At 61.2% G+C, this 24,334-nt stretch carries 22 protein-coding genes; 11 read left to right on the top strand and 11 right to left on the bottom strand.

Annotation, left to right across the window (positions count from 1 at the left end):
• Nucleotides 1–205: S46 family peptidase (locus VGH41_RS25320; protein WP_331600409.1), on the bottom strand; the 205-nt coding region annotated here is incomplete at its 3' end.
• Between the two features lie 255 nt (nt 206–460).
• On the opposite strand from VGH41_RS25320, the gene VGH41_RS25325 reads away from it, so the two are divergent.
• Both VGH41_RS25325 and VGH41_RS25330 read left to right on the top strand, forming a co-directional pair.
• On the top strand, nt 461–814 hold the full coding sequence (locus tag VGH41_RS25325; RefSeq protein ID WP_331600410.1) for a hypothetical protein: 354 nt from the start codon (nt 461–463) through the stop codon (nt 812–814).
• Between the two features lie 191 nt (nt 815–1,005).
• Nucleotides 1,006–1,947 (top strand): LysR family transcriptional regulator, encoded by a 942-nt coding sequence (locus VGH41_RS25330; RefSeq protein ID WP_331600411.1) that lies wholly within the window; start codon nt 1,006–1,008, stop codon nt 1,945–1,947.
• Nucleotides 1,948–1,955: 8 nt separating this feature from the next.
• Here the strand turns inward: VGH41_RS25330 and VGH41_RS25335 are convergent, their stop codons facing one another.
• Both VGH41_RS25335 and VGH41_RS25340 read right to left on the bottom strand, forming a co-directional pair.
• Complete coding sequence (locus VGH41_RS25335; protein WP_331600412.1) at nt 1,956–2,900, bottom strand: cupin; 945 nt, start codon at nt 2,898–2,900, stop codon at nt 1,956–1,958.
• Between the two features lie 176 nt (nt 2,901–3,076).
• Nucleotides 3,077–4,060 carry a dienelactone hydrolase gene (locus VGH41_RS25340; RefSeq protein ID WP_331600413.1) on the bottom strand — a complete coding sequence of 328 codons (984 nt, stop codon included), beginning with the start codon at nt 4,058–4,060 and terminating at the stop codon, nt 3,077–3,079.
• A gap of 490 nt (nt 4,061–4,550) precedes the next feature.
• Here VGH41_RS25340 and VGH41_RS25345 point away from each other — a divergent pair, with 490 nt between their 5' ends.
• From VGH41_RS25345 to VGH41_RS25355, 3 genes are all read left to right on the top strand, one after another.
• Entirely contained in the window at nt 4,551–6,065 is a 1,515-nt protein-coding gene (locus tag VGH41_RS25345; RefSeq protein WP_331600414.1) for an alpha-galactosidase, read from the top strand.
• A gap of 274 nt (nt 6,066–6,339) precedes the next feature.
• Entirely contained in the window at nt 6,340–7,494 is a 1,155-nt protein-coding gene (locus tag VGH41_RS25350) for a peptidyl-alpha-hydroxyglycine alpha-amidating lyase family protein (protein WP_331600415.1), read from the top strand.
• 208 nt (nt 7,495–7,702) lie between these two features.
• Complete coding sequence (locus VGH41_RS25355; protein WP_331600416.1) at nt 7,703–9,022, top strand: MFS transporter; 1,320 nt, start codon at nt 7,703–7,705, stop codon at nt 9,020–9,022.
• A gap of 25 nt (nt 9,023–9,047) precedes the next feature.
• On the opposite strand, the gene VGH41_RS25360 is transcribed toward VGH41_RS25355, so the two are convergent.
• The 4 genes from VGH41_RS25360 to VGH41_RS25375 form a co-directional block, all read right to left on the bottom strand.
• On the bottom strand, nt 9,048–9,953 hold the full coding sequence (locus tag VGH41_RS25360) for an ABC transporter permease (protein WP_331600417.1): 906 nt from the start codon (nt 9,951–9,953) through the stop codon (nt 9,048–9,050).
• Between the two features lies 1 nt (nt 9,954).
• A complete protein-coding gene (locus VGH41_RS25365) occupies nt 9,955–10,869 on the bottom strand; it encodes an ABC transporter permease (RefSeq protein ID WP_331600418.1) in 915 nt (304 codons plus the stop codon).
• A gap of 115 nt (nt 10,870–10,984) precedes the next feature.
• Nucleotides 10,985–12,286: a PotD/PotF family extracellular solute-binding protein gene (locus VGH41_RS25370; RefSeq protein WP_331600419.1), complete on the bottom strand. Its 1,302-nt coding sequence runs from the start codon at nt 12,284–12,286 to the stop codon at nt 10,985–10,987.
• Nucleotides 12,287–12,340: 54 nt separating this feature from the next.
• Complete coding sequence (locus VGH41_RS25375; protein ID WP_331600420.1) at nt 12,341–13,399, bottom strand: ABC transporter ATP-binding protein; 1,059 nt, start codon at nt 13,397–13,399, stop codon at nt 12,341–12,343.
• Nucleotides 13,400–13,730: 331 nt separating this feature from the next.
• On the opposite strand from VGH41_RS25375, the gene VGH41_RS25380 reads away from it, so the two are divergent.
• Both VGH41_RS25380 and VGH41_RS25385 read left to right on the top strand, forming a co-directional pair.
• Nucleotides 13,731–14,696 carry a polysaccharide deacetylase family protein gene (locus VGH41_RS25380; protein WP_331600421.1) on the top strand — a complete coding sequence of 322 codons (966 nt, stop codon included), beginning with the start codon at nt 13,731–13,733 and terminating at the stop codon, nt 14,694–14,696.
• The gene (locus VGH41_RS25385; RefSeq protein ID WP_331600422.1) at nt 14,693–15,409 is read left to right on the top strand and encodes a GntR family transcriptional regulator; all 717 of its coding nucleotides are present in this window, start codon (nt 14,693–14,695) and stop codon (nt 15,407–15,409) included. The genes VGH41_RS25380 and VGH41_RS25385 overlap by 4 nt, the downstream gene beginning before the upstream one ends.
• An 85-nt stretch (nt 15,410–15,494) precedes the next feature.
• On the opposite strand, the gene VGH41_RS25390 is transcribed toward VGH41_RS25385, so the two are convergent.
• From VGH41_RS25390 to VGH41_RS25405, 4 genes are all read right to left on the bottom strand, one after another.
• Nucleotides 15,495–17,099, bottom strand: coding sequence for a gamma-glutamyltransferase family protein (locus VGH41_RS25390; RefSeq protein ID WP_331600423.1), 1,605 nt, complete (start codon nt 17,097–17,099; stop codon nt 15,495–15,497).
• Between the two features lie 130 nt (nt 17,100–17,229).
• The gene (locus tag VGH41_RS25395) at nt 17,230–18,114 is read right to left on the bottom strand and encodes a 4-hydroxy-tetrahydrodipicolinate synthase (protein WP_331600424.1); all 885 of its coding nucleotides are present in this window, start codon (nt 18,112–18,114) and stop codon (nt 17,230–17,232) included.
• 2 nt (nt 18,115–18,116) lie between these two features.
• A complete protein-coding gene (locus tag VGH41_RS25400; protein ID WP_331600425.1) occupies nt 18,117–18,464 on the bottom strand; it encodes a hypothetical protein in 348 nt (115 codons plus the stop codon).
• Between the two features lie 159 nt (nt 18,465–18,623).
• The gene (locus tag VGH41_RS25405) at nt 18,624–19,586 is read right to left on the bottom strand and encodes a DUF4410 domain-containing protein (protein WP_414696715.1); all 963 of its coding nucleotides are present in this window, start codon (nt 19,584–19,586) and stop codon (nt 18,624–18,626) included.
• A 211-nt stretch (nt 19,587–19,797) separates the two neighbouring features.
• On the opposite strand from VGH41_RS25405, the gene VGH41_RS25410 reads away from it, so the two are divergent.
• From VGH41_RS25410 to VGH41_RS25425, 4 genes are all read left to right on the top strand, one after another.
• The gene (locus VGH41_RS25410) at nt 19,798–21,189 is read left to right on the top strand and encodes a GH1 family beta-glucosidase (protein WP_331600426.1); all 1,392 of its coding nucleotides are present in this window, start codon (nt 19,798–19,800) and stop codon (nt 21,187–21,189) included.
• Between the two features lie 61 nt (nt 21,190–21,250).
• A complete protein-coding gene (locus VGH41_RS25415) occupies nt 21,251–22,489 on the top strand; it encodes an ABC transporter substrate-binding protein (RefSeq protein ID WP_331600427.1) in 1,239 nt (412 codons plus the stop codon).
• A gap of 41 nt (nt 22,490–22,530) precedes the next feature.
• Nucleotides 22,531–23,433, top strand: a complete 903-nt coding sequence (locus tag VGH41_RS25420) for a sugar ABC transporter permease (protein ID WP_331600428.1) — start codon at nt 22,531–22,533, stop codon at nt 23,431–23,433.
• Nucleotides 23,433–24,332, top strand: coding sequence for a carbohydrate ABC transporter permease (locus tag VGH41_RS25425; RefSeq protein WP_331600429.1), 900 nt, complete (start codon nt 23,433–23,435; stop codon nt 24,330–24,332). The genes VGH41_RS25420 and VGH41_RS25425 overlap by 1 nt, the downstream gene beginning before the upstream one ends.
• Nucleotides 24,333–24,334 lie beyond the last annotated feature (2 nt).

The following is a 24,334-nucleotide window of genomic DNA, read 5'->3' on the forward strand; positions in this document are numbered from 1 at the left end:
GGCTCACCACCGCATCGAGCGGCCATGATTTCAGGGTAGCGAGTTGTTTGGGATCGAGCGCCAGTCCGCGTTGTTGAAGTTGAGGCGCGAGGCTGGGAAGTTGCGGCGGCTGCCACATGCCTTCATCGGCGGACGCGTTAAGGGATAGGAATGTGGCCGACGCAAGGAGCGTCACGCCTGTAGCCAACGAAGTCTTCAAAACCATCAGGTCCTCAAGGATTCTTGTTGTGGTTTGGGCATGTGCGTTGTGTGCAGTCAGCCCAGTGGATATCGCGCGGGTTCAAACCGGTCAGGCTCGACCTTGCGTTTTATTTATTTCGCATGAGACAAGAGGTTTGGCTCGCGTCCCAGCCGCGAAGAGTAACGTAGCCGTTTTTCGCACGCAATGCCGCCCTGCAAATTGCGGATGGTGCAGGCAGACCTTCAACTGTCAGTCAAACTCCACGCTACTGAAGGTCCGATGATCACGACTTTGAGTTGCTTCGACATCGCGACCGAATCCTTGAGAGCGACTTTCAGTTTGCCTTTCTGGATGGGCGTGAGCACGAGCGGCAGGACATTGGCGGGTCTGGTGATGGAGATGGATGATGTGGGGCTATGCCGGGGCGCTCAATTCAACGCGGCTGAATGCGCCAAGTTGTCGCACATCGGATTGCTCCGGTCCCGACGCGATCACGGTTTCGGCCCATGCCGCGGCGCCAGACAGGCTGCATGCTGCCAGCAGGCTCAACTGCAGGGCGCGGACGCAGCTTTTATTCTGGTTCATGCCGTTTGGCTCGCGGCTAAAGGAACCGGCAATGTATCAACAGCATGAAAGCAGGGCAAGCACGCGGCCGGAACGGACCGTCCTGTGTTTGAAGCCCGCACCGTACACTGACGGTTGCGGTACATTCGGTAAATTCGGTCGCAATGCTTCCGGTTCGCTTTCGACGCCAGGTTGGCTCTACCGAATCGGTCGCTATCTTGGCGGCCACCTTCAGCACCTTGATTCAAAGCAGATCATTTATGGACTATTTCGCGGCGGTACGCGCCTTCGTTCACGCAGCGGAAGTGCAGAGTTTCAGCAAGACGGCGCACGAACTGGCCGTCAAGACCTCGACTGTCTCCCGTTATGTCAGCGAACTGGAGAAGGACCTGGGCATCGCGCTCTTCAACCGCTCCACACGCGGCCTCGTGCTGACGGAGGGCGGCAGGGTCTTTCGTGAACACGCTGTGCTGGCGCTGCAGGCGCTCGACGAAGCGCGTCAGGTGACGTCTTCGCTCAATCTGACGCCGCAGGGTTTGCTGCGCGTCACGATCCCGTCGGCGTTCGGGCGGCGCCATGTGGTGCCGCATCTGCCGGAGTTCATGAAACAGAATCCGGATATCGACCTCGATCTCGTCGTGAGCGACGAGACGCTCAACATGATCGACACCAGCATCGACGTCGCGATCCGCATCGGCGTGTTGCCCGATTCGTCGTTGATGGCCAAACGCCTCGCGCCGCATCGGCGTATCGTGTGCGGCAGTCCGGCCTATTTTGAGCAACATGGTGTGCCCGGTGCGCCAGCGGACCTGAATGATCACGACGCGCTGCGCCTGTCGTTGGTGCCGGACAACAAATGGTATTTTGTGCGCGCAGTTGCGGACGATACGTCACTGGAGCCGACGCTGGTAGAACTGAAAGGGCGCTTTCGCGGCGACGATTCGGAGGCCGTGCTGGAGATGGCGTTGGCGGGTTGCGGCGTCGCGCTGCTGCCAACCTGGCTCGCCGGTCCGGCGCTGCGCGAAGGGCGCCTGATCCACGCACTTCCCGAGTGGCTGGCGCGCACCGGACGGGGCGAACCCGCGATCTGGGCCGTGTACCCGCCCAAGAAAATCGTTTCGTCGAAGGTGCGCGCGTTCGTCGATTTTTACGCCAGGGTGATTGGCGAGCCGCCGTACTGGGACGACGGACTCGTGTTGTAAAACGCGGTCTACTGCGCGAAGCGGATGTCGAGCGTGCGCAGATACGTCTGCAGGCCGGCATCCTGAATCGGAATCACATACGCGTTTTCATTGGTTTCGTTGAAATGCGCGTGCCAGTATCCGGGCGGCGTCACGAATGCCATGCCGGTCTCCCAATCCACGCGAGTCGGATTCACGATGTCGCCGTTCTCGTCCAGTTCCTTGCCGACCAGCGTATACACACCCGGATTGCCGCCGGCGATGAAGTCCAGTGCGATCGACTGGTGACGGTGCGGCTTTTGCACCGAATGCGGCGGCACGATGCCGAACATCGCCCACAGCACATGCGTCACAGTGCGGGTTTGCGGGAAGTTGGTGTTACCCATCAACACGCTGACGCGGTTGCGCAGGCTCGCATGGCCGTCTTCCGCCACCTTGCGCAGTTCGGCCTGCGCACGTGCGGCCGGATAAAGCGTGGCGGCAAAGCGCGCCTGCACACCGCTCGTACCCAGATAGGTCAGGAGCGGCGCGTCGTTGACGTAGTAGAGCGTGGCGGCGGCGTGAGCGGCAAGCTGGGCGGCGGTGCCGCCGGGCAGCGTGAAAAAGTCGCCTTGTGCAAACGGAAAGCCCGCTTCGCCTTGAGTCAGCTCGCCGTTGCCGCTAATGACATAGCAGAGCTGCGAAGTTGCGTTCGGGTCCAGCGTGAGGGTTTCGCCGGTATTGATGCGCAAGAAGCTCGCGCTCAGTCCGGGGCCGGTAGCCGGGCCGGGGCAGCCCAGTTCCGCGGAAAGGTCGAGCGGCACCACTCGCGTGGCGCCATCCGCATACAGCGAAGGGGCGAAATTGCGGAACGGCACACGTGAAATCAGCTTCGCGCCGATCGGGTTAGCGGACGACGTGTACTCGAAATATTCCGCGTCCCGGGTGGCGTTCGAGGTTTCCGCGAGCGTAGCGGGGGAGGTTCGGTTCAGCATGGTCAGCTCCTGTGCGTGAGAGGAAAGTCGTGCAGGCGCGCTTGCTGACGTGCGCCTGTCTGTCTGGGTGAACCCAGTTTAGGGAGCCGATCCTGCCCCAAGAAGTGCCCGGGGTCGAAATCACCTTTGCGAAAAGTGGCTAGCAGGTGGGGCTTTTTGCGCTCTGCTTCACCGGTTTAACGCAGCGTATCGTTGAAAAATCGCACTATGTCTGCGTTGAACTGCTCATGGAACGCCGCGCGGTCGAAGCCGGGCAAACTGCTGCAGATGCCCGGTGCAACCTTTGACAGATGCGTGCCGCATGGCGGCAAGAAATCATAGTGACCGGCGTTGGCGACCACGTGATATTCGGGTGGCTCCGGCAGGTTCACGCGCACTGCGTCGTCATAGAAAGGGGGCGGCTGGTGATGGTCTGCAGCCGCGCTCCACAACTGCACCGGCACCCGCACATTGCCAAGTCCCGCGCGGTCGAAGGCAAAGCCGAACGCCGGGGCGGCGACGACAATAGCCTTGATGCGCGGGTCATGAATCCACACGCCGGGCGCCACATTCGCAACCAGACGCGGATCGACGCCCGCCTGCCTGAGCGTCACGCAGAGGTCGTGGTCCGCGTGGGCCGCGCAATACGGACCCATCAGCGAGAGGTCCGGAATGCCACCTGCGGCCACCAGCACCGTGAAGCCGCCATTGGAAAAACCGAATGCGCCGACACGTGCCGCGTCGAGTTTGTCGTGCTGCGGCCATTCGCCGAGCATGTAGTCCACGAGGCGGTGAAGCTGGGCGGGGCGCAGCCATAACTGCAGGACGCGGCTTTCGTCCTTGCCGGTGTCGCCGGCATGACTGACGGCCGCTGCCACGAAGCCGGCGCGAGCGAGGCTTAGGGCCGTGTCGTAATGACCTTCGTACGAGCCGCCTCCGCCGTGCGATATCACCACGAGCGGCAGACCGTGACCCGCGACTGGCGCTTGCGGCGCCACGCTTTGTGTGGCGTCGCCCAAGGCGTGCTCCGCCGCTGCGACGTCGGTGGGATACCAGATGCCAACCGTCAAAGGCGCTTCCGGGCCATTCGGAATCTTGACTTCCTCGAAGCCGACATTCGCAGCAAAAGCCGGTGCGGCGAGACCGGCAAGCAGAATAACAAGTATGGCGAACCGTCTCACGTTGTCTCCTTTGCTAGCGGCCTTTGCCTACCAGGCGAAGGCCGTGTGCGAACTACAACGGCATGGCAACCTCGTGCAAAACGAATTGGCGAGCGTTCAATCATATCGCGGCCGTTCAGGAGGGCATGCAGGCGGACAGACCATAGGCCATGCATGGCATCATCATCTTCCGGAGCCAGCCGCGTGCAACAGCTCAAATGCGCTCTATTGAAGTGGCCTCCGAATGAGACGCGTGCATTGAACGATAACCTCGGGACATCAAACCATGCATCGCAAACGAAACATCGGGGCGAGCCTCGCACGAGCGGCCATGCTGCTGTGTTGTGTTTTGAGCATAAGCGTCCTTGACGCCTGCAGTGGCGCGTTCAATAAGCCGGACGCTTCCGGTATCGCGGCTGTGTTTCCCGCTGCGTCTGGTGCAACGCTTGAGCAGATAGCGGTGCCGCCACCGCCAATGGGCTGGTCGTCCTGGAACAGCCTGGCGGAGGGAGTGAATTACGCAGCCATCAAGGCGCAAGCGGACGGACTTGCTACGCTGAACGCGAAGATCGCCTCGGGTGCCCGCTACGAGTATGTGAATATCGACGAGGGTTGGTGGGCCTCGGGAGAACGGGACCCACGCGGCGACTTCGTCATCGACGAAAAGCAATGGCCGGGTGGCATGCCGGCCATTGCACGCTATATCCATGGCAAGGGGTTGAAGGCGGGCATCTACATTGATTCGGGTCCGCAAGGCTGCGGTCAACGCGCCAATGGCAGCCATTACGTGGGCAGCGATTACGCGCATTACGATCACGATTTTCTGCAGTTCGCCCGCTGGGGCTTTGACTTCGTCAAAGTCGACTTCTGCGGTGGCTTGCACGCGGGCTACGATCCGCAGGACGCGTACCGGAGAATTGCGCAGTCGATCCAGAACGCCGGTTTGCACACGGGACAGTATCTGACGTTCAGCATCTGTGATGCGGGCTATCGTCCGCCTGATGCTTCGTTTCCCGATCGTAACGAGGGCCCCTGGACTTGGGGCGCCGGTGTCGGCGCGATGTGGCGCACCACCGACGACATTTATGGCCCGGGCTCCGGCGCGCCTGACTTCAGGCGCGTCACCGGCAACCTCAAGGGCAACTATCATCCGCAGAGCCAGCATACGGGCTATTACAACGATCCCGACATGATGGTGGCCGGGATGGGCATGTCCGCGGAAAACGACCGGGCTCACATGAGTCTGTGGGCGATTTCAGGCGCTCCGTTGATTCTCGGCAACGATTTGTCGAAGCCGTTGGCGGACAGCACCGTGCGCCTGCTGACCAACGTCGAGATCATCGCGATCGATCAGGATGGGCTTGGCGTGCAGGGTCTCCTCGTCAACGAAGCGGCCGGCCGCCAGGTCTGGGCGAAGCTGCTGACGGGAACCGGCCGGCGGGCGGTCGCGCTCTTCAATAACACCGCAAACGCAGCGCCGATGAGCGTGACCTGGCAGCAGCTTGGGCTCGCGGTGTCATCGCAGGCAAGGGTGCGGGACGTCTGGGCGCACGAGGATCTTGGCCGCTTCGCCGGCGCCTTTACTGCGCAGGCTGTGCCAGCGGGCGGGGTGGTGATGCTCGAGATACAGGGCGTCGATCTCGCGGCGCAAGACTGGGTCGAAGCGCCATCAACAGAAACGAACGGTGCACCGTGTCCGTCGTGCGTCAAGGTTGCCTTCAACGCCGCAGTCGCAAACGAGGGTGGCGCTTTTATCCAGATCGCCTACATCAACGCCGGCAACCTCACGGGCAAGATGCACTTCAGCATGAATGGCGCGCAGGCAACTACGGTTGCGTTGCCGCCCACACGTGCAAACGGCGGTGCGGGAACGGTCGTCGTCTATGCATGGTTGCAGGCCGGACAAAACTCGCTTGCCATCACAGGAGAGGGCAATTCAAACCCCGTACCGGTGATCCGCGGCATAACGACGGTCGCCGGTCCTGTCGCCCAACCTGGCTTCGATGCATCGCACAAGGCGTCGTGAACTCGATCCTTCACTTCGCTAAACACTGAATACATGCACTATAGTGAGGACTGCGTTTGCGCTGAACATGACTCATCCATGTCCGGCCGGCAAGCTTACGACCGGAAAGCTTGCAGCACGCGTTGGCTGCCACATCGCATATGCAGCAACGAAACTGGAATCACGAAAGCCAGCGCAAGAAGAATGCTGTCTACGCAGATGCCATGACCCTGCGAGGTAGCGTGGAGACAACCGGAGTCCGGCACGGTCAATGAAGAACAAGGAGGTCAAACGAATGAAGCTCCAAGATTCGGAATCCTGTCCATGCTGTGGCGATCCGCAACACCGCGCGCTCACGCGGCGCCGCTTTCTCGCTTTGGCGGGGCAAGGCGCTGCCGCGCTCGCACTGGCGCCGCGCTTTGGCTACGCAGAAACTGAAACGGTTCCGAGTATTGCGTACGAGTCCGTGCCCGATCCCGTGCGATTGCCGCGCGACATCTACTTTGGCGAGTGTTCCGGCGTAGCGCTGAATTCGAAAGGTCATATCTTCGTGCTGTCGCGCGGCAATAGCACTGGGCCGGCTTACGGCGCGGCTGCCGCTCAGTTGCTTGAATTCGCACCTGATGGACGCTTCATTCGCGAGATTGGTCACAACCTGTATGCGTGGTCATTTGCGCACACGGTGAAGGTCGATGCTCACGACAACATCTGGGTCACCGACAAGGGCTCGGACATGGTGATCAAGTTCACGCCTGAGGGCCGCGTCGCCATGGTGTTCGGCCGCAAGCAGGAGGCCGCGGACGAAGACACTGCGCCGCTCAAGCATCCAAACCCGCCGCTGCCGGCCGAGCCCGGCCGCTTCCGGCAAGTGACCGACGTGGCATGGGACGCCGCCGGCAATACCTACATCAGCGACGGCTATATCAACTCGCGCGTGGCCAAGGTCGACAAGGACGGCAACTGGCTCAAGTCATGGGGCGAGCGCGGCACGGGCCCAGGACAGTTCCATACGCCGCACAGCATCGCGCTCGACAATAACGGCAGCGTCTATGTGGCGGACCGCAGCAACCGGCGCATCCAGGTGTTCGACGGCGAGGGCAATTTTCAGCGCCAGTTCACCATCGACGTGCCGGTCCCGCCCAATGCGCGCCCGGCCATCGGCTACGCGCCAGACGAGGCAGCCATTGCCGCCGGCACTTTCGCGCCAGGATCGCCATGGGCCATCTGCATTTCGCCTGGGCCGAATCAGGTGCTCTATAGCTCAGATGCCTTCCCCGGCCGCATCTACAAGATGACGCTCGATGGAAAGGTGCTCGGGGTGCTCGGCGAATCCGGCAAGCAGCTCAAGCAGTTCGGCTGGATTCATCAAATGGCCTGTCCTTCCGAAAACGTCCTTTACGTTGCCGAGCTGTTGAACTGGCGTGTGCAAAAGCTGATGCTGCACGCTTGAGCGCGCGAGTCACGAGCCGGTCGCGGATCGAGCCATGAGGGAGGAGACGCTCGAACGCGGCCGGCTATTCGATCACCGGTTCAAAGGTGGTCAGTCAAAAAAGAGCTCACGGCGGTCTTCTGATTGAGGATTAATATGTACAGGTAGGGCCGGCTTCAGATCACCCAAGCCAAGCATACCGGCGCATCCAAAACATTCAGGAGACGACATGCAACCCGACCATACCCCGCCAGCGTCCGGCGGCACGACTGCGGCGCTGTCGAAGTTTGGCGCGGTGCTGCGCGTGACGAGCGGCAACTTCCTCGAGCAGTTCGATTTCTTTCTGTTCGGCTTCTACGCCACGTACATTGCAAAAACGTTTTTCCCGGCCGCAAGCGAGTTTGCGTCGCTGATGCAGACCTTCGCCGTGTTCGGCGCAGGTTTCCTGATGCGGCCATTGGGGGCGATCCTCCTCGGCGCGTATATCGACAAGGTCGGGCGTCGCCGTGGCCTGATCGTCACACTGTCCATCATGGCAAGCGGCACGATCCTGATAGCCTGCGTGCCCGGCTATGCGTCGATCGGCCTGCTGGCGCCGGCCCTCGTGCTGATCGGACGCCTTCTGCAAGGCTTTTCCGCGGGCGCGGAACTGGGCGGCGTCTCGGTGTATCTCGCCGAAATGGCGACGCCCGGCAAGAAAGGTTTCTATACCGCGTGGCAGTCGGCGAGCCAGCAGGTGGCCATCGTCGTGGCCGCCGCGCTTGGCTATGCATTGAATCTCTGGATGGCGCCGCCGCAGATCGCCGCCTGGGGCTGGCGCCTGCCGTTCCTGATCGGCTGCATGATCGTGCCGTTTCTCTACGTGCTACGCCGCTCGCTGCAGGAGACCGCCGAATTCCAGGCGCGCCGCCATCATCCCGCCACGTCCGAAGTCTTTCGCTCAATGGTCACCAACTGGAAGACGGTGCTTGCCGGCATGCTGATGGTTGCGATGACCACCACGACGTTTTATCTGATCACGGTTTATACGCCGACTTTCGGTCGCACCGTGCTGCATCTGAGCACCGCGGACAGCCTCGTCGTGACCTTTCTCGTGGGCGTGTCGAACTTTATCTGGCTGCCGATCGGCGGCGCCATTTCAGATCGGATCGGCCGTCGTCCATTGTTGTTGTTCGTGTCGGCGCTCGCGATCGTGACCACGTATCCCGCCCTCGAGTGGCTCGCGCACGCACCGAGCTTTGTGCGAATGCTGGTCGTATTGCTGTACTTCTCGTTCTTCTTTGGCGTCTATAACGGCGCGATGGTCGCGGCGCTGACCGAAGTGATGCCGGTCGACGTACGCGTTGCCGGATTTTCGCTGGCGTACAGTCTGGCGACGGCGATATTCGGCGGCTTTACTCCGGCCGTCTCCACGTTTCTGATCGAGATCACCGGCGACAAGGCCGCACCTGCCTACTGGATGATCTTCGCGGCAATATGCGGGTTTGGCGCCACTGTGGTGCTTTATCGGCGTGGCGGCGCGGCCGAACTGCAGGGGAAGCTCGGATAAGGGGATGCCGCCTGCTGCGGCGCGGCTAGCGGAGCGCCGCGGCAAGACGCCTGCGCGTGAGCCAGCGTACCGCCACGAGACAGCCAATCAGGATCGTGAATGACAGCACCGTGGTCAGCGTGCCGAGCGCGTAAATTACCGGCGTCGTCACGGAGGTGGTGAGGCCCTGCAGTTCGAGCGGCAGGGTGTTCTGATCGCCAATCGCCTGTGAGGTGCGGGCGATTTCGTCCCATGACAGCGTAAAGCCGAACATCGCGACGCCGATCACGGAAGGGCCGATGATGGGCAGCACGATATGGCGGAAGTTTTGCCATGGCGTGGCGCCCAGGTCGCGGCCTGCTTCTTCATAGGCCGGATTGAAGCGGTTGAACACCGCGAACATGACGAGCAAGCCGAACGGCAAGGTCCACGTCAGATGCGCGCCGAGCGCCGAGGTGAACAGACCCATCGAGGTCGTATAGCTGTCGACGAAGGCTTGATGGCCAGTTACGGTGGCGAGATATTTGACGCCGCTATCCAGCAGACGAAACGTGAGGCCAATGCCGAGCGACACGATGATCGACGGCATGATCAGACTCGCCACGGACACATAGAATACTGCTGTATCGCCGCGAAACCGCTTGCGAAACGCGAGGCCGGCCGCCACCGAAAACAGGACCGTGAGCACCGTGACGGCCAGGGCGAGCCGTACGGAGCGCAGGAACGCGGACGCTATATCGACGTCGCCCACGCCGTCTCGCAGTGCCGAGAACCAGTGCAGCGAGACGCCGCGCATCGGGAAGGTGAGGCCGCCTTCCGGTCCCTGAAAGGACAGGATGAAGATGGTGATCACGGGTCCGTACAGGAACAGGACGAACAGGCCGAACAGCAACGCCAGCCAGTAAAAACTCGCGGGGCGCCGCTCACGATGTTTCAGTCTGACAGCCTGCATGCTAAAGCTCCTTACGGATGTCGACTACCCGCGTCAAACCCCAGACAATCATCAATACGACAGCGAGCAGAATGATTGCATTGGCGGCGGCCGCGGGAAACTGCAGATAGCCGGTCTGCACCTGAATGATCTTGCCGACCGAGGCGATCTGTTGACCGCCCATCACGCCGACCGTAAGAAAATCGCCCATCACGATGGTGATCACGAAGATCGAACCGATCACGATGCCGGTCTTCGAAAGCGGCAACACGACCTCGCGGATGACCTGCCAGCCGCTCGCGCCGGCATCGCGCGCGGCTTCGAGCAGCGAGCGGTCAATCCGCATCATCGCGTTGAAGATCGGCACGATCATGAAGAACGTGTAGAGATGAACGAAGGCGAGCACCACCGAAAAATTCGAATACAGCAGCCATTCGAGCGGCTGGTCGATCAGGTGCGTGCCAAGCAGGGCCTGATTCACGAGGCCGTTGCGGCCCAGCAAAGGAATCCACGAGATCATGCGGATTACGTTCGAGGTCCAGAACGGAATCGTGCACACGAGGAACAGGATGGTTTGCATGGCTGTCGTGCGCACGTGAAACGACAGGAAGTAAGCAATCGAAAAACCCAGCACGAGCGTGACTGCCCAAACGATCGCGCAAAACTTGAGCGTCGAAAGATAGGTCTTGAAGGTGACGCACAGGTCCGTCGTCGACGAGCATCCGTCGAAAATCGCCGCATAGTTCTTAAGCGTGAAGGCGGGAATGATCTGGTATTCGTTGTAGTCCCAAAAGCTTACGATCAACGTGATGACGAGCGGCAGAATAAAAAATAGTGCAAAGGTCAGCGTCAGCGGTGTCGCCTGCAGCCATGCGGACGCGCGCCGGTGTCGCGCGGGTTCATCCTGCACCTGAGTCGGAAGATTGATCGTTGCCATCGCGGGAGTTCCGTCGTCGTATCAAGCATGCAGGCGGCTGCCACCGGCGCCGGCAGAGTGGCAGCCAAAGTTGGGTCAAGGCGAAGAACGCGGTTCAGACAGGCGCCGGGCTACGCTAAGCGGCGATGAACTCGTTCCACTTCTGTACCATGTAGATGTTCTCGTCCATCACTGCATTCCAGCACGCAATGGCGCTCATGCGCTCGTTATACGAGCCGCCGTCGCGTACTGTGCCGGCCTTTTCGAGCAACTGGCCATCCGGTGCGTGGATATCCTGCGCCGCAGGTTTGCCTTCAATCCAGTAGTCCCATTCGTATGGCTGCATATGCGTCTTTGCGGTTTCGAGCACGCCGGAGTAATAGCCCTGGCGCATCAGATAGGCGCCGGCCCAACCGTCCTGGAACCAGTTGACGAATTCATAGCCGGCATCGAGCTTGCGGCCCTGCAGCGAGCGCGGAAAGCCGAAGCCCGACGCCCACGAACGATAGCCTTCCTTGAGCGGCTGAAACTTGCACGCAATGCCCATGGTGCGCACTTTGGTCACGGCAGGTGACCACATCGACTGGATCACCACTTCGCCTGACGCCATCAGGTTGACGCTTTCGTTGAAGTCCTTCCAGAATGCGCGGAACTGACCCGCACGCTTGGCTTCGATCAGGATCTTGATGGTCTGATCAATCTCGGACTTCGTCATGTTGCCCTTGTCGCCATACTTGATGTGGCCCATTGCTTCGATGGCCATTGCCGAGTCCATGATGCCGATGGCGGGAATGTTGAGCAGCGCTGCTTTGCCCTTGAATTCAGGGTTGAGCAACTGGGACCAGCTCGTGACGGGATGTTTGATCAGGTCGGGGCGAATGCCGAGCGTGTCGGCGTTATACGTGGTGGGAATCAGCGTCATCCACTCGGTTGGCGTCGCTGAAAATTCCGTCGATCGGGCGCCGGTCAGGAACATCACTTTCTTGGGCGCCGTGCCCTGATCGCCGATCTTCTTGCCGTTCACTTCACCTTGCGTGAGCACCGGCGTGATTTTGTCGGCGAGCTTGATTTTCTTCGCGTCCATGCCGGCCAGCGTACCGGCCGGAATCAGTTTCTTGAGCGAGAAATATTCGGTGTCGACGATATCGAACGAATTCGGCTGCGTGATGATGCGCTTGGCGACATCGTCGGTGGTGACGGGAATGTATTGAATCTCGATGCCGGTATCTTCCTTGAACTTCCTGGCAATATCCGAGCTCTGGTTGACCGCCGTCCCCAGATAGCGCAATACGATCTTTTCCTGCGCATGCACATACGGGAAACCGGCTATGCCTGCCGCCGCCACCGCGCCCTTGAGCAAGGTGCGGCGGGTCTGGCCTTGTCGCGTCAACTCGGGTTCAGCCGTTGCCGCTGCCGGGCTCTCGTTCTGCTCACTCATTGCAATCTCCTCAGTTGACGTTCTGGTTTAGTGCTACGCGAGAAACAAAACGGCCTAGGCCGCAAGCGGGTGGGCGTCGTGTTCGTTCCACCAGACCACGACGCGCGCTTCAGGTCCAAAACGCGCGGGATCGTAGTCGCTGTCGCTGACGAGCGAGACGAGTTCGGGGGAGCCGTCGAGCGGTACGAGAGTCATGCGCAAATGGGTGCCCTGATACTCGGTCTCACGCACGGTGCAGGGCACTCCGCCAATCCGCGTGACGCCATGTTCGCCAGTCAGCGTCTGAACCGGCGTGACGCCGTGCGGCACGATGCGCAGATGGTCGGCGCGTACCGTGAAGAGGCGCCCGTTGGTGTTGAAGACGTTATGACCGCCCAGAAAACGCGCGACAAATTCGGTGCGCGGGCGGTTGAAAACGGCATGTGGCGTACCGCTTTGCTCGATGTGACCGTGACTCATCACGACCACGAGATCGGCAAGCGCCATGGCTTCTTCCTGCGAATGCGTGACGTGAACGAAGGTAATGCCGAGTTCCTTTTGCCAGCGCTTGAGTTCCGCGCGCATCTGCACCCGCAAGAACGGGTCGAGCGCGGAGAGCGGTTCGTCGAGCAACAGACAGCGCGGCTGGTTCAGCAAGGCACGCGCAAGCGCCACGCGTTGCTGCTGGCCGCCTGACAACTGTGCGGGCTTGCGCTCGGCATACGCCGACATCGCGACGAGTTCGAGCAACTCACCGGCACGCTTGCGGCGTGTATCTTTGGCGACCCCGCGCATCTTCAGACTGAAAGCGACGTTATCGAGCGCGCTCAAGTGCGGAAACAGCGCGTAGCTCTGGAACACCATGGCGGTGCCGCGCGCCGCAGGTTCTTCGCGGGTGACATTGCGCCCGCCGATCAGTATGTCGCCTTCGGTCACGGATTCATGTCCCGCGATCATGCGTAAGGTCGAGGTCTTGCCACAGCCTGACGGGCCGAGCAGACAGCAATACTGACCGCCCGGAATGCGCAGGTCGATTGCGTCGACAGCCAGTGCGTCGCCGTACTGCTTCGAGACGTGCACGAGCTCGATGTCGGCGGCTTCGGTGTGTAGCACCGTTGAAGCAGGCTGGATCATGAAGAAAGTGTCCTCGTGAGCGGAATAGGCGGCACAGGTGGGGCATGTGCGAAGGCCCTCGAATGCAAGACATGTGCCATCTGGAGTGCGGCGAGCCAGACAGGCGCCAATGGGTTGCGTCGTCTAACGTCGACGAGTTGGCGCACATATTGCAAACGATCGGCAGCTCGAATCGTTGGCGATTTCCGATGCCTGTTTGCGCAATCGCGGTGCGTCGGCGGTCCGATACGGGGCACGGCCACGCCAAACCGGTTCATGCGGATCGCTAAGCGTTGCTAGCCCTTCAACCCGTCGTCCACGCGTTACTCACCTGCACTTATGGCTGCTCCAAATGACTGAATCACGGACCCTGAGCATAGCGCTGGATCGCGCGCGGGAACCGCTCGCCACGCATGGCCGCTTCGCGTATCGGCCTATTACGGATACCGATGCATTCCGCTGGCCGGGCGGCGCTGGACTCGCGGTGTACCTGGGCTTCAATCTCGAGCACTTTGCCTTTGGCGAGGGCCTCGGTGCGGCCCTTGGACCCGTCTCGCCGCAGCCGGACGTGCTTAACCACAGCTGGCGGGAGTACGGCAACCGGGTCGGCGCATGGCGCTGCATCGAGCTGTTCGAGCGCCTTGAAATGCCGGTAGGCACGCTGATCAATACGGCGCTTTACGATCATTGTCCGGAGCTGGTCGCCGCATGTGTCGCGCGTGGCGACGAACTGATTGGACACGGCCATTCGAATGCACACCGGCAAAGCGATCTGGACGAGAGCGGTGAGCGTGAACTGCTGTTGCATTGTCGTGAGCGCATCGCTCAGGCAAGCGGCGTCGCGCCGCTAGGCTGGCTCTCGCCGTGGATTTCCGAGTCGTATCTGACGCCTGATCTGCTGGCTGAGACGGGTTATGGCTATACATTGAACTGGTGCCACGACGACCGCCCGGTACGCATGGCTACGCGCGGAGCCCCGCTATGGTCGATTCCTTATCCGCAGGAACTGAACGACCTGCCGATGATGGTGGGGCGTCAGATGGACGGCAAGGCATTCGCGGACATGATTGTCGATCAGTTCGACGAAATGCTCGACCAGGCCAACCGGAGCAGCGCGCCGCAAGCGCTCGTGATGGGGATTGCGCTGCATCCTTATCTGGTGGGGCAGCCCTACCGGCTGCGACATTTGCGTCGGGCACTTCAGCATATCGCCGCGGCGCGAGCGAATGGCGACGTCTGGATGACCACGCCTGGCGCCATCGCACGTTTCATGGACGAAGTGGAGCGCAACTCAGCCACTCCGCAGAGCACACCATGACAGCGAAATCCACGGCGGTGGCCGCTAAAGAGACGGCCAAAGATGACGCCGATATCGACGCGCGCATCTATCAGTCGATCTTCGACGGAGTGCTGAACCATCGCTTGACGCCGGGTACCAAGCTCCCGGAGCCCGAGCTGTGCCAACTGTTCGGCGCAGGCCGTGCGGTCGTGCGGCGCGTGCTGGAAAGGCTCGCTTACGACGGTATCGTGGTGTTGCGCCCGAACAAAGGCGCGGTGATCGCCGCGCCGACGCCCGAGGAGACCCGCGAGATCTTCGAAGCGCGCCGCGCGCTGGAAAGCACCCTGGTGGAGCTTGCCGTGCAACGCGCAAGCGCGCGCGACATCGAGGCGTTGCGCCGGCAACTGGCAGAGGAACACGAGGCGATGCACCGGTTCGATCAACCCTCATGGGCCCGTCTCACAAGCTGCTTTCATTTGCGTATTGGCGAGCTCGCGGGAAATACTATTCTGCATAACTATCTGACGGAACTGATTTCGCGGTGCTCGTTGATCGTCGGCGTGTACGAAGCGCCGGGCAATGCGCCGTGTGAGCACGACGAACATGCGGCAATTGTGGATTGCATCGAAGCGCGCGACGCAGCGGGTGCGCTCGCTCGCATGTCGGCGCATCTTCGTGAGCTGGAAGCGCGCATTGAGACGTCACGCATGCCTCGCGAGAAAAGCCTTGGGCATTTGCTCGGCATGACCTGACATCGTTGCGGCGAGCGTTTGCTACCAGATGCAGATGCGGCCGAATTTACACGCGTTGGGCCGGCGGCCAGGTTTGAATACTGCGTTAAAGCGTGCCGTCTTCTTCGATGCCCATCGCGCGACCGTCGCTGCGCGGATCGTGTGCGCCGGTGATTGCGCCGTCAGGATCGATCCGGATCACGCCCGGATGACCGGCGAGCGGACTTTGCGCCGGTATTGCACTGACCTCGTGACCGCGCGCGGCAAGCGCTTCGAACAAATCGGCGCCGGCGTCTTCTTCGAGCTTGAGCGCATCGCGTGTATCCGAAAACGTTTTGCCGAGCAAAAAGCGCGGACGGGTGAGAGCGCTATACGGATCCAGCCCGTAGTCGATCAGACGCGTGAGGACGGCAGCGAGCGTTTGTGGCTGACCGTCGGCGCCTTGCGTGCCGAACAGCAGGTGCGGCTTGCCGTCTTTCAGATACATACCGGGGTTAAGCGTATGAAATGGCCGCTTGCCGGGTTGTAGCGCGTTGCGATGCGTGGGGTCGGTGCTGAATGAGGCACCACGGTTGTGCCAGAGAATACCCGTGTCGCCCGCCACGACGCCGCAGCCCCAGTCGAAGTAGACGGTCTGCAGGACGCTGACGCTGCGGCCGTGGCGATCCGTTGCGCCGATGAAAACCGTGTCGCCGGGCCGAAACACCTGCGGCCACGTGCGAGCCGTCTGCATGCTGATGGCGCGCGCGTGCGCGTCGAGCGTGGCCGTGCAAAGCATGTCGTCGACGGGTACGTGGCCGAAATCCGGGTCGCTCACGAAGCGATCGCGATCGATAAACGCGCATTTCACCGCTTCGACCAGCAGGTGGTAATAGTCGGCGCTGCCTTCGGCGATCGAGTGCACATCAAAACGATCTAGCATGCCCATGATCTGCAGCGTCGTTACCCCCTGCGTGGGCGGCCGCATGGAAACCAGTTCGCCGCCGCGATACGCGACGCGCAACGGCGCTTCATCGCGCGCCTTCGTTTTGGCCAGATCGGCTTTCGTCAGCGGCGAGCCCGCTGCTTTCAGTCCGCGTGCAATGAGGTCCGCAAGATCGCCTTCATAGAACTCGCGCGCGCCGCATTCGGCAATGCGTTGCAGACTGCGCGCTAGCGCGGGTTGAGCAAACCGCTCGGCGATGGCAGGAATCCTGCCGTCCGGCGCAAATGTGCTGGCGAAACCGGGAAACGCGTGCAAGTCATCGGCACGCAGGCTTTGCCAGAAATGCTGTGACGGCGTGACCGGAAAACCTGCCGATGCATATTCGATCGCACGGTCGAACAGCGACGACCAGGACCGCGTGCCGTGCCATGACGTCCTGCTGATCTCATACACCTGATGCCAGGTATCGACGGTCGCGGCGGAGGTCAACGCCGATGCAGGGCCGCGTACCGGAATGGCACCGTCATAGGCGGGCAGATTCGCCGCGGCCTGGCCGATGCCCGACACGGTGCGCAGCAGCGCGTCGCGGTCGCCGATGACCCAGAATGCGTCGCCGCCCAAACCGGTGAAATGCGGATACGTCACGCATAACGCCGTGCCGATCGCAATGGCCGCTTCGATGGCATTGCCGCCCGCACGTAATACCTCGAGGCCCGCAGCACTCGCCAGCGCGTGCGGACTCGTGACCATGCCGCCAATGGAGCGGGCGAGTTTGGTATGCTGCATGGAGGCTCCGCTGCGCAAGATTCGCCGTTGTGTGTGCCGAGTATAGTTGGCAGGCTCGAGCGAGGCAAAGGGCGGCAGGGCAGCGGGGTTGGCGGTTGACTCATCCTCGCCGCGGGCGGCGAGCGAAATGCTAGTTCGGTGCTCCAGAGAACACGGCACGCAGATCGTGTAGTACCTCGCGTGCTTCGCGCAAGCGCTCCACCAGTTGCGCAGAGGCGCGTGAGATCGGCATGCGCGTTTCATCGGTCATGGGATGATCGAACGCGAGGATTGCCTTGATCGCGGAAGGATTTGGCGCGGAAAACAAAAGCCGCAGCACGGGCAACAGGCTTGCGAAGAGTGCTTGTGCTTCTTCCGCGCAATTCGTATTGAACAGTTCCTGTACTTCGACCAGCAAATCCGCGCACACATGCGCGCTTGCCAGAATGCCGCCCGAACCGCCGGCGCGCAGACAGTCGAGAAACGCATCGTCGGTGCCGCATAGCAGGCTGACCGGCACATCGCTCAACGCGACGAAGTTGTCCTTTACGCATTCCTTGATCGCGACGATATTGTCATGTTCGGTCAGGCGCGCGACCGTGTCCGGCGTGAGCGCCACACCGGTGCGATGCGGGACGTTATAGAGGACGATCGAGCGTTCGGTTGCGCGCGCAACCTGTCCGTAATGCCATTGCACGCCGGCCTGGTCCGGGCAGATGTACGACGGCGGCGAGACCAGATAGCCATTGCAATCCCAATGTTCATAGAGGCGCATTTCGCGCACTACTTCGCGCGTATCGGAAGCGCCGACGCCCACCAGTACCGGCAGACGGCCGCCGACCACATCCGAGACGGCCTGCAATACGGTGACGCGTTCGGTTTCCGTCAGCAAGGCCGCTTCCGCGGTGGTGCCTAACGCGACGAAGCCGCTGATTTCCGTGCGCAAATAGTGATCGGCGAGACGCTGCAGCGCGTCGGTGTCGACCTCACCATTGCGAAACGGCGTGACAAGCGGCAACCAGATGCCTGAATACATGATTAACGCGTCTCCCGGGTGACATTGCGCCGCTTGAGCGGGCCGATCATTGCGTGCGGCAGCGAGGTGATCAACGCGTGCATCGTGAAGTCGAGATCGTCCGGGGCAATGTCCAGTTGCAAACGCACCTGGTTTCGGACCAGTTCGGTGCTGATGACGTAGACGCCGAGCGGCGAGTGCAGGAGCGCTCTGAGTTGCGCCCGTGAATCCTCTTCGGATTCGCTCAGCAGGGTCACCGGTAGCTGAACGCGCGGTGAGGGGAAGGGGATGACGTTGTGACGTGAGACTGACGGAGTACGTTGACGTTCGGGGCCGACGTCGAAAACCTGGAGTGACTGAATGAGAGCCATGTTAGGCGGCGAGGCCGCAGCGGTTGTTCAACACAGTCACTAGCGTAGTCGCCTCGGTGTAAACATCGCGCAAAAATCCGCAGGCGGGGCGGAAAAATGCGGTTGTGGCTTTTAAGGCGGCCCCTTGCGATCACAAGAAGGCCGCCAGAGCTCGGGTGCTTAGCCCCGGGTAGGGTCGGAGCTCATCCAGCCTTGGGCTTTACCGAGGTCCTGTACCTGTTTGGCGATCGACTCCGCCAGTTTCTTCGCATCGCCGGCCGCGCCGTCCTTGCGGGTCTCGGACGCGCCGTGCAGTCCGGCGCCCGCTGCGGCGGAGGTGGCGATATGGCCCGCCGCGGCGCCGACGCCCGCCGTCTCGGCAATGCCCGGCATCTTGCCGCTGTCGGCGCTGGCTTCGAAGCTTTGAATCAGCTGCGGGGTACCGCCAGCGGGCTTATACACGAGTTGCACCGAAGTACTGAGTTCGCTCTTGCCTGCGCCGAGGCCGATCAACGTCCGGCGGCGGCGATTGCCGGCGTCGATGGTATCGAAACTGCCTTGCACCATCAGGACGTTTTGATCGGAAGGGGCCGGAGTGTCTGAACGGACTGCGTGCAGCCCCATCTTTTGCAGCTGGTGAACGAGTTCGTTGGCGACCTGTTCGCGGACTTCGGCAGCTTGCTCGGCCTGCTTCTGCTGCGCGGTGGTGCCGCTCAACGCAGCCTCCACTTTGTGGATCACGCCGCTGTTGTCGAGCTTGACCTGATCCGCGCTGCTGGCAAAGGAATAGACGTAAATGTTGTCCGGGCGCACCGGCACTTGAGACGAATACTGGGTGGCGTTCGTGACGGTGCCTGCGCACCCGCTCAGCAAAGCGGAAACAGCAATGACGGCTACGGCGGCACAGCGTGCGCCCTGTTTGCCTACGAATTGGATTGATGAAGAGAACATGGTCATCCTTTGATTGACACGATCGTGTCGCGACTCGCTTAAACGTATCGTCCGATGATTGGCGAAATCGTAGGATGCGGGTTCATCTTCGATCTCATTCATGCGTGATACACCTGCTGATCTCATGCACTCTTGCAGGCGCACCGGCAGCAGAAGCGAGTATGGTGGAATGACCGTGCGGACTCCATTCATGAAGTATGTCTTTCTATGTCATGAGTGGCGGGGCTGAAGCGCGGACCTGAGCGGATTGCGTTGCGAGCCTGCCCAACCCTATCCAGACAAACCCTCATTGCTGCGATGAATTCGCGACTGCTATCGTGCGTTGGTCTTGTGGAAGCGCTTCCACTGCGCTTCTGCTGAGCTGCAACCCAACCCGGTTCAACGACCTCGCGCAGGAGAATCCGTGGCACACGACGCATCCGCTCCCACCCAAGACCTGAACGGCGACCCGTTCACGCCGCCGGCCGATTCCACCCTCTGGCGCAAGAACTTCCTGCTCGGCGCGGCGACCGCCTCGTATCAGATCGAAGGCGCCATCAGCGAGGACGGCCGCCTGCCGTCCATCTGGGACACCTTCTCCGCCACACCGGGCAAGGTACTCGCGGGCGACACGGGCGCGGTTGCCTGTGATCACTATCATCGCTGGGAAGCCGACTTCGACATGCTGTCGGCGCTCAACTTCGAAGCCTACCGTTTGTCGATTGCGTGGCCGCGCGTGATGGACGAAGCCGGCAAGCCGAACCAGAAAGGCCTCGATTTCTACAGGCGCCTGCTGGGCCGTCTGAAAGAGAAAGGCCTGAAGACGTTCGTGACGCTGTATCACTGGGACTTGCCGCAGCATCTCGAGGATCGCGGCGGCTGGCTCAATCGCGATACGGCTTACCGTTTTGCGGATTATGCGGATCTGATGAGCCGTGAACTGGCGGGCCAGGTCGACGCATGGGCCACACTCAATGAGCCGTGGTGCTCGGCCTATCTCGGCTATGGTAATGGCCACCATGCGCCGGGACTCGCAAACGGGCGCTTCGCGACGCAAGCCATGCATCACCTGCTGCTGGCGCACGGCAAGGCTGTGCCCATCTTGCGCGCCAATGATCCGGCTTCGATGAAGGGCATTGTTGCGAACATCGGCCGTGGTACGGCGAATTCCGCGAGCGAAGCGGATCAACGTGCCGCGCACCTGTTCGAGGTCCAGCACAACGGATGGATTCTCGATCCGCTGCTCAACGGCGCCTATCCGCAGGACCTGTTCGAACTCTGGCCGGGTACCGAGCCGCTGGTACTCGAGGGCGACATGCAAACCATCGCCGCGCCGCTCGATTTCCTCGGCATCAACTATTACTTCCGCACCAACGTGAAGAGCGACGGCGCGCATGGTTTTACGGAAGTGCCGCTGGAAGGCGTCGAGCGCACGCAGATGGGCTGGGAAGTCTATCCGGACGGGCTGCGTGATCTGCTGATCGGCTTCAACCAGGCCTACGCGAATCTGCCGCCCATCTACATCACCGAAAACGGCATGGCCTCGGACGACCAGGTGATCGAAGGGCGCGTCGACGATCCGCAGCGTATTGCGTTTCTCAAGCGCCATCTGGCGGCGGTGGATAGCGCGATCAAGGCCGGCGTCGATATTCGCGGCTATTTCGTCTGGTCGCTGATGGACAACTTCGAGTGGGCCTTCGGTTATGAGCGGCGCTTCGGCGTCGTGCATGTCGACTACGGCACGCAAGAACGCACCGTTAAACGCAGTGCGGAACTGATCGCAAAGTTTCTGGCGGAGCGCAAAGCCCACGCCTGAATGTGTTGAGCTGGTTTGTATGTCGACCTGAAACAAAGGCGCAAAGCCTCGAGGAGACGGAATGAACAGCAGAAGGAAAATTGCGAGCGGCATGGCTTTAGCTTTGGCGCTAACCGGCATCACCGCGCATGCGGATCCGTTGAAGGCCAACGTGATCCACTGGTGGACCTCAGGCGGTGAATCCGCCGCCATCCGCCAGTTCGCCGACGCGTACAACAAAGCCGGCGGCCTGTGGATCGATAATGCGGTGGCCGGTGCCGACCAGGCGCGCTCCACCGCAATCAACCGGATCGTCGGCGGCGATCCACCCACCGCCGCGCAGTTCAATACCTCCAAGCAGTTTCATGACCTGATCGATCAGGGCATGCTCAACAACGTCGACACGGTGGCCGCCAAGGAAAACTGGAACGCCATCTTCCCGCAATCCATTCTCGATTCGATCAAGGTCAAAGGACATTTCTACGCCGCGCCCGTGGATATTCACATGCAGGACTGGTTCTTCTATTCGAAGCCGGCCTTCAAGAAAGCGGGTATTACAGGCGAGCCGCAAACCTTCGACGAACTCTTCACGGATCTGGACAAGCTCAAGGCAGCCGGACTGATTCCGCTCGCGCTCGGCGGCCAGGCCTGGCAGGAAAAGATCACGTTCGACGCGGTGTTTGCAGATGTGGGCGGAACGGACCTGTATATGAAGGTCTATCGCGATCGTGACCAGAACGCGGTCAACTCCGCAGCGTTCAAGAACGTGCTGACCACCTTCAAGCGTTTGCACAACTACGTCGACCCGGGCTCGCCCGGCCGCAACTGGAATGATGCAACCGCACTGGTGATTTCCGGCAAGGCCGGCGTGCAGATCATGGGTGACTGGGCGAAGGGCGAGTTCTCCGCGGCGCATCAGGAAGCCGGCAAGGACTTCGGCTGTTTCCCGGGCTTTGGTCCGAAATCGCCGTACATGGTGGCGGGCGACGTATTCGTTTTCCCGAAGACCGACAATCCCGAAGTGATCAAGGCCCAGAACCTGCTTGCCACGGTGATGACTTCGCCCTCGGCCCAGGTTGCGTTCAGCGAGAAGAAAGGCTCGATTCCGATTCGTCCTGATGTAGACACGTCGAGCCTCGACATCTGCGCGAAAGAGGGGATTGCGATCATGAAAGACAAGTCGCGCCAGTTGCCGAATCCGGAAATGCTGATTCCGCCTGACGTGCAAGGTGCATTGACGGACGTGATCACCAACTTCTGGAACAAGAACGAGTCGGTCGACGATGCGCAAAAGGCTTTTGCCAGCGCGCTGAAGAGCTGAGCGTCACGATGCGCGCGCTCGGCCTGTCAACGAGGACGGATATGACGACGAAGCGCGCCAGGCCACTCGGCCGACGCTGGCCGCTGGCCGCGTGGGTGGCGCTGTTGCCGATGGTGGCAACCGTCGTCTTCGCGTACCTCGGCACCATGCTGTGGACCGCACGGGTGTCGCTCAGCAATTCGCGCACGTTTCCGTCAGGTGATTTTGCGGGCGTCACGCAGTACGTGCGGCTCTTTCACAACGACCGGTGGATGGTGTCGCTGCAGCACATCGTGATCTATGGCGTGTGTTTCATCATCGCGTGCATGGTGATCGGTTTGCTGCTGGCGATCTTCATCGATCAGCGCGTGGTCGCAGAGGGCGCCCTGCGCACGGTGTTCCTGTATCCATACGCGATGTCGTTCGTGGCGACGGGCCTCGTCTGGCAATGGATTCTCAATCCGCAACTGGGCGTGCAGGAAGTCTTGCATCGTCTTGGCTTCACGCATGCGCGCTTCGACTGGATTGTCGACCAGGACTACGTGGTCTATACGCTGGTGATCGCAACGGTCTGGCAGGCGTCCGGGCTCGTGATGGCGTTATTGCTCGCCGGACTGCGCGGCATTGACGACGAAATCTGGAAAGCGGCGCGCATTGACGGCATTCCGCGCTGGCGAGTGTACGTCAGCATTGTCGTGCCGATGCTCAAGTCGTCCATGTCCACCGCGTTCGTGCTGTTGTTCGTGATGGTCGTGAAGCTGTACGACGCCGTGGTCGCCATGACTCAGGGTGGCCCCGGCACGGCAAGCGAAGTGCCCGCCAAATTCATCATGGACTATCTGTTTGGGCGCGCGAACATCGGGCTCGCGTCAGCGGCCTCGATTGTCTTGCTGACCACGGTGCTGGCGATTCTCGCGCCGTTCTTCTATGTGCGCAGCCGCGCCGCGTTGCGAAAGGACGTTTGATGAACACGGCCCTGTCTGCGGCAAGAGCCGCTCCGAAAAAGCGCCGTGCGCGCTTCACGCCGGCCCGCTTCGGCGTCTACGCGTTCCTGATTACCGCGGCCTTGTTCTTCCTGCTGCCGCTTTACGTGATGCTCGTCACGTCCGTCAAGCCGATGACCGAGATTCGTCTCGGTAACCTGCTGGCGCTGCCCGTGCAATTCACGCTTGCACCGTGGCGCGATGCATGGGAAGCCGCCTGTACGGGGCTGGATTGCAACGGCATTCAGGTCGGCTTCTGGAATTCCGTGCGTATCGTCGTGCCGAGCACGATTCTGTCAATCATGATCGGCGCGGTGAACGGTTACGCATTGTCGTTCTGGCGGCCGCGCGGGGCGGGTATCCTGTTCGCCGTGTTGCTGATGGGCGCGTTCATTCCCGTGCAGGTGATGGTCTATCCGCTGGTGCGTGTGCTGGCAAGCGTGCATCTGTTCAGCTCGTTGCCGGGCATCGTGGTGATTCATACCATCTTCGGCATGCCCATCATGACGCTGCTATTCCGCAATTACTATGCGGCGATTCCGCTTGAACTGTTCAAGGCCGCACGCATCGACGGCGGCGGTTTCTGGCGTATTTTCCTGCAACTGATGCTGCCCATGTCGACGCCGATCATCGTCGTCGCGGTGATCATGCAGGTCACGGGCATCTGGAACGACTTCATTCTGGGCCTGGTGTTCGCGGGCACCCGGAATCTGCCGATGACGGTGCAGCTCAACAATATCATCAATACCACGACCGGCGAGCGGCTCTACAACGTGAACATGGCGGCGACGATTCTCACGTCGATGGTGCCGCTTGCAATCTACTTTATTTCGGGCCGCTGGTTTGTCCGCGGCATTGCTACCGGTGCAGTCAAGGGGTAGTT

Source organism: Paraburkholderia sp. (genome assembly GCF_036488795.1).
GTDB lineage: Bacteria > Pseudomonadota > Gammaproteobacteria > Burkholderiales > Burkholderiaceae > Paraburkholderia.

What these genes read in the sequence shown, in the direction of transcription:
- VGH41_RS25325 (WP_331600410.1), top strand. Translation starts at nt 461, where the DNA reads ATGATCACGACTTTGAGTTGCTTCGACATCGCGACCGAATCCTTGAGA.
- VGH41_RS25330 (WP_331600411.1), top strand. Translation starts at nt 1,006, where the DNA reads ATGGACTATTTCGCGGCGGTACGCGCCTTCGTTCACGCAGCGGAAGTG.
- VGH41_RS25335 (WP_331600412.1), bottom strand. Translation starts at nt 2,900, where the DNA reads ATGCTGAACCGAACCTCCCCCGCTACGCTCGCGGAAACCTCGAACGCC.
- VGH41_RS25350 (WP_331600415.1), top strand. Translation starts at nt 6,340, where the DNA reads ATGAAGCTCCAAGATTCGGAATCCTGTCCATGCTGTGGCGATCCGCAA.
- VGH41_RS25355 (WP_331600416.1), top strand. Translation starts at nt 7,703, where the DNA reads ATGCAACCCGACCATACCCCGCCAGCGTCCGGCGGCACGACTGCGGCG.
- VGH41_RS25360 (WP_331600417.1), bottom strand. Translation starts at nt 9,953, where the DNA reads ATGCAGGCTGTCAGACTGAAACATCGTGAGCGGCGCCCCGCGAGTTTT.
- VGH41_RS25365 (WP_331600418.1), bottom strand. Translation starts at nt 10,869, where the DNA reads ATGGCAACGATCAATCTTCCGACTCAGGTGCAGGATGAACCCGCGCGA.
- VGH41_RS25370 (WP_331600419.1), bottom strand. Translation starts at nt 12,286, where the DNA reads ATGAGTGAGCAGAACGAGAGCCCGGCAGCGGCAACGGCTGAACCCGAG.
- VGH41_RS25375 (WP_331600420.1), bottom strand. Translation starts at nt 13,399, where the DNA reads ATGATCCAGCCTGCTTCAACGGTGCTACACACCGAAGCCGCCGACATC.
- VGH41_RS25380 (WP_331600421.1), top strand. Translation starts at nt 13,731, where the DNA reads ATGACTGAATCACGGACCCTGAGCATAGCGCTGGATCGCGCGCGGGAA.
- VGH41_RS25385 (WP_331600422.1), top strand. Translation starts at nt 14,693, where the DNA reads ATGACAGCGAAATCCACGGCGGTGGCCGCTAAAGAGACGGCCAAAGAT.
- VGH41_RS25390 (WP_331600423.1), bottom strand. Translation starts at nt 17,099, where the DNA reads ATGCAGCATACCAAACTCGCCCGCTCCATTGGCGGCATGGTCACGAGT.
- VGH41_RS25395 (WP_331600424.1), bottom strand. Translation starts at nt 18,114, where the DNA reads ATGTATTCAGGCATCTGGTTGCCGCTTGTCACGCCGTTTCGCAATGGT.
- VGH41_RS25400 (WP_331600425.1), bottom strand. Translation starts at nt 18,464, where the DNA reads ATGGCTCTCATTCAGTCACTCCAGGTTTTCGACGTCGGCCCCGAACGT.
- VGH41_RS25405 (WP_414696715.1), bottom strand. Translation starts at nt 19,586, where the DNA reads ATGAATGGAGTCCGCACGGTCATTCCACCATACTCGCTTCTGCTGCCG.
- VGH41_RS25415 (WP_331600427.1), top strand. Translation starts at nt 21,251, where the DNA reads ATGAACAGCAGAAGGAAAATTGCGAGCGGCATGGCTTTAGCTTTGGCG.
- VGH41_RS25420 (WP_331600428.1), top strand. Translation starts at nt 22,531, where the DNA reads ATGACGACGAAGCGCGCCAGGCCACTCGGCCGACGCTGGCCGCTGGCC.
- VGH41_RS25425 (WP_331600429.1), top strand. Translation starts at nt 23,433, where the DNA reads ATGAACACGGCCCTGTCTGCGGCAAGAGCCGCTCCGAAAAAGCGCCGT.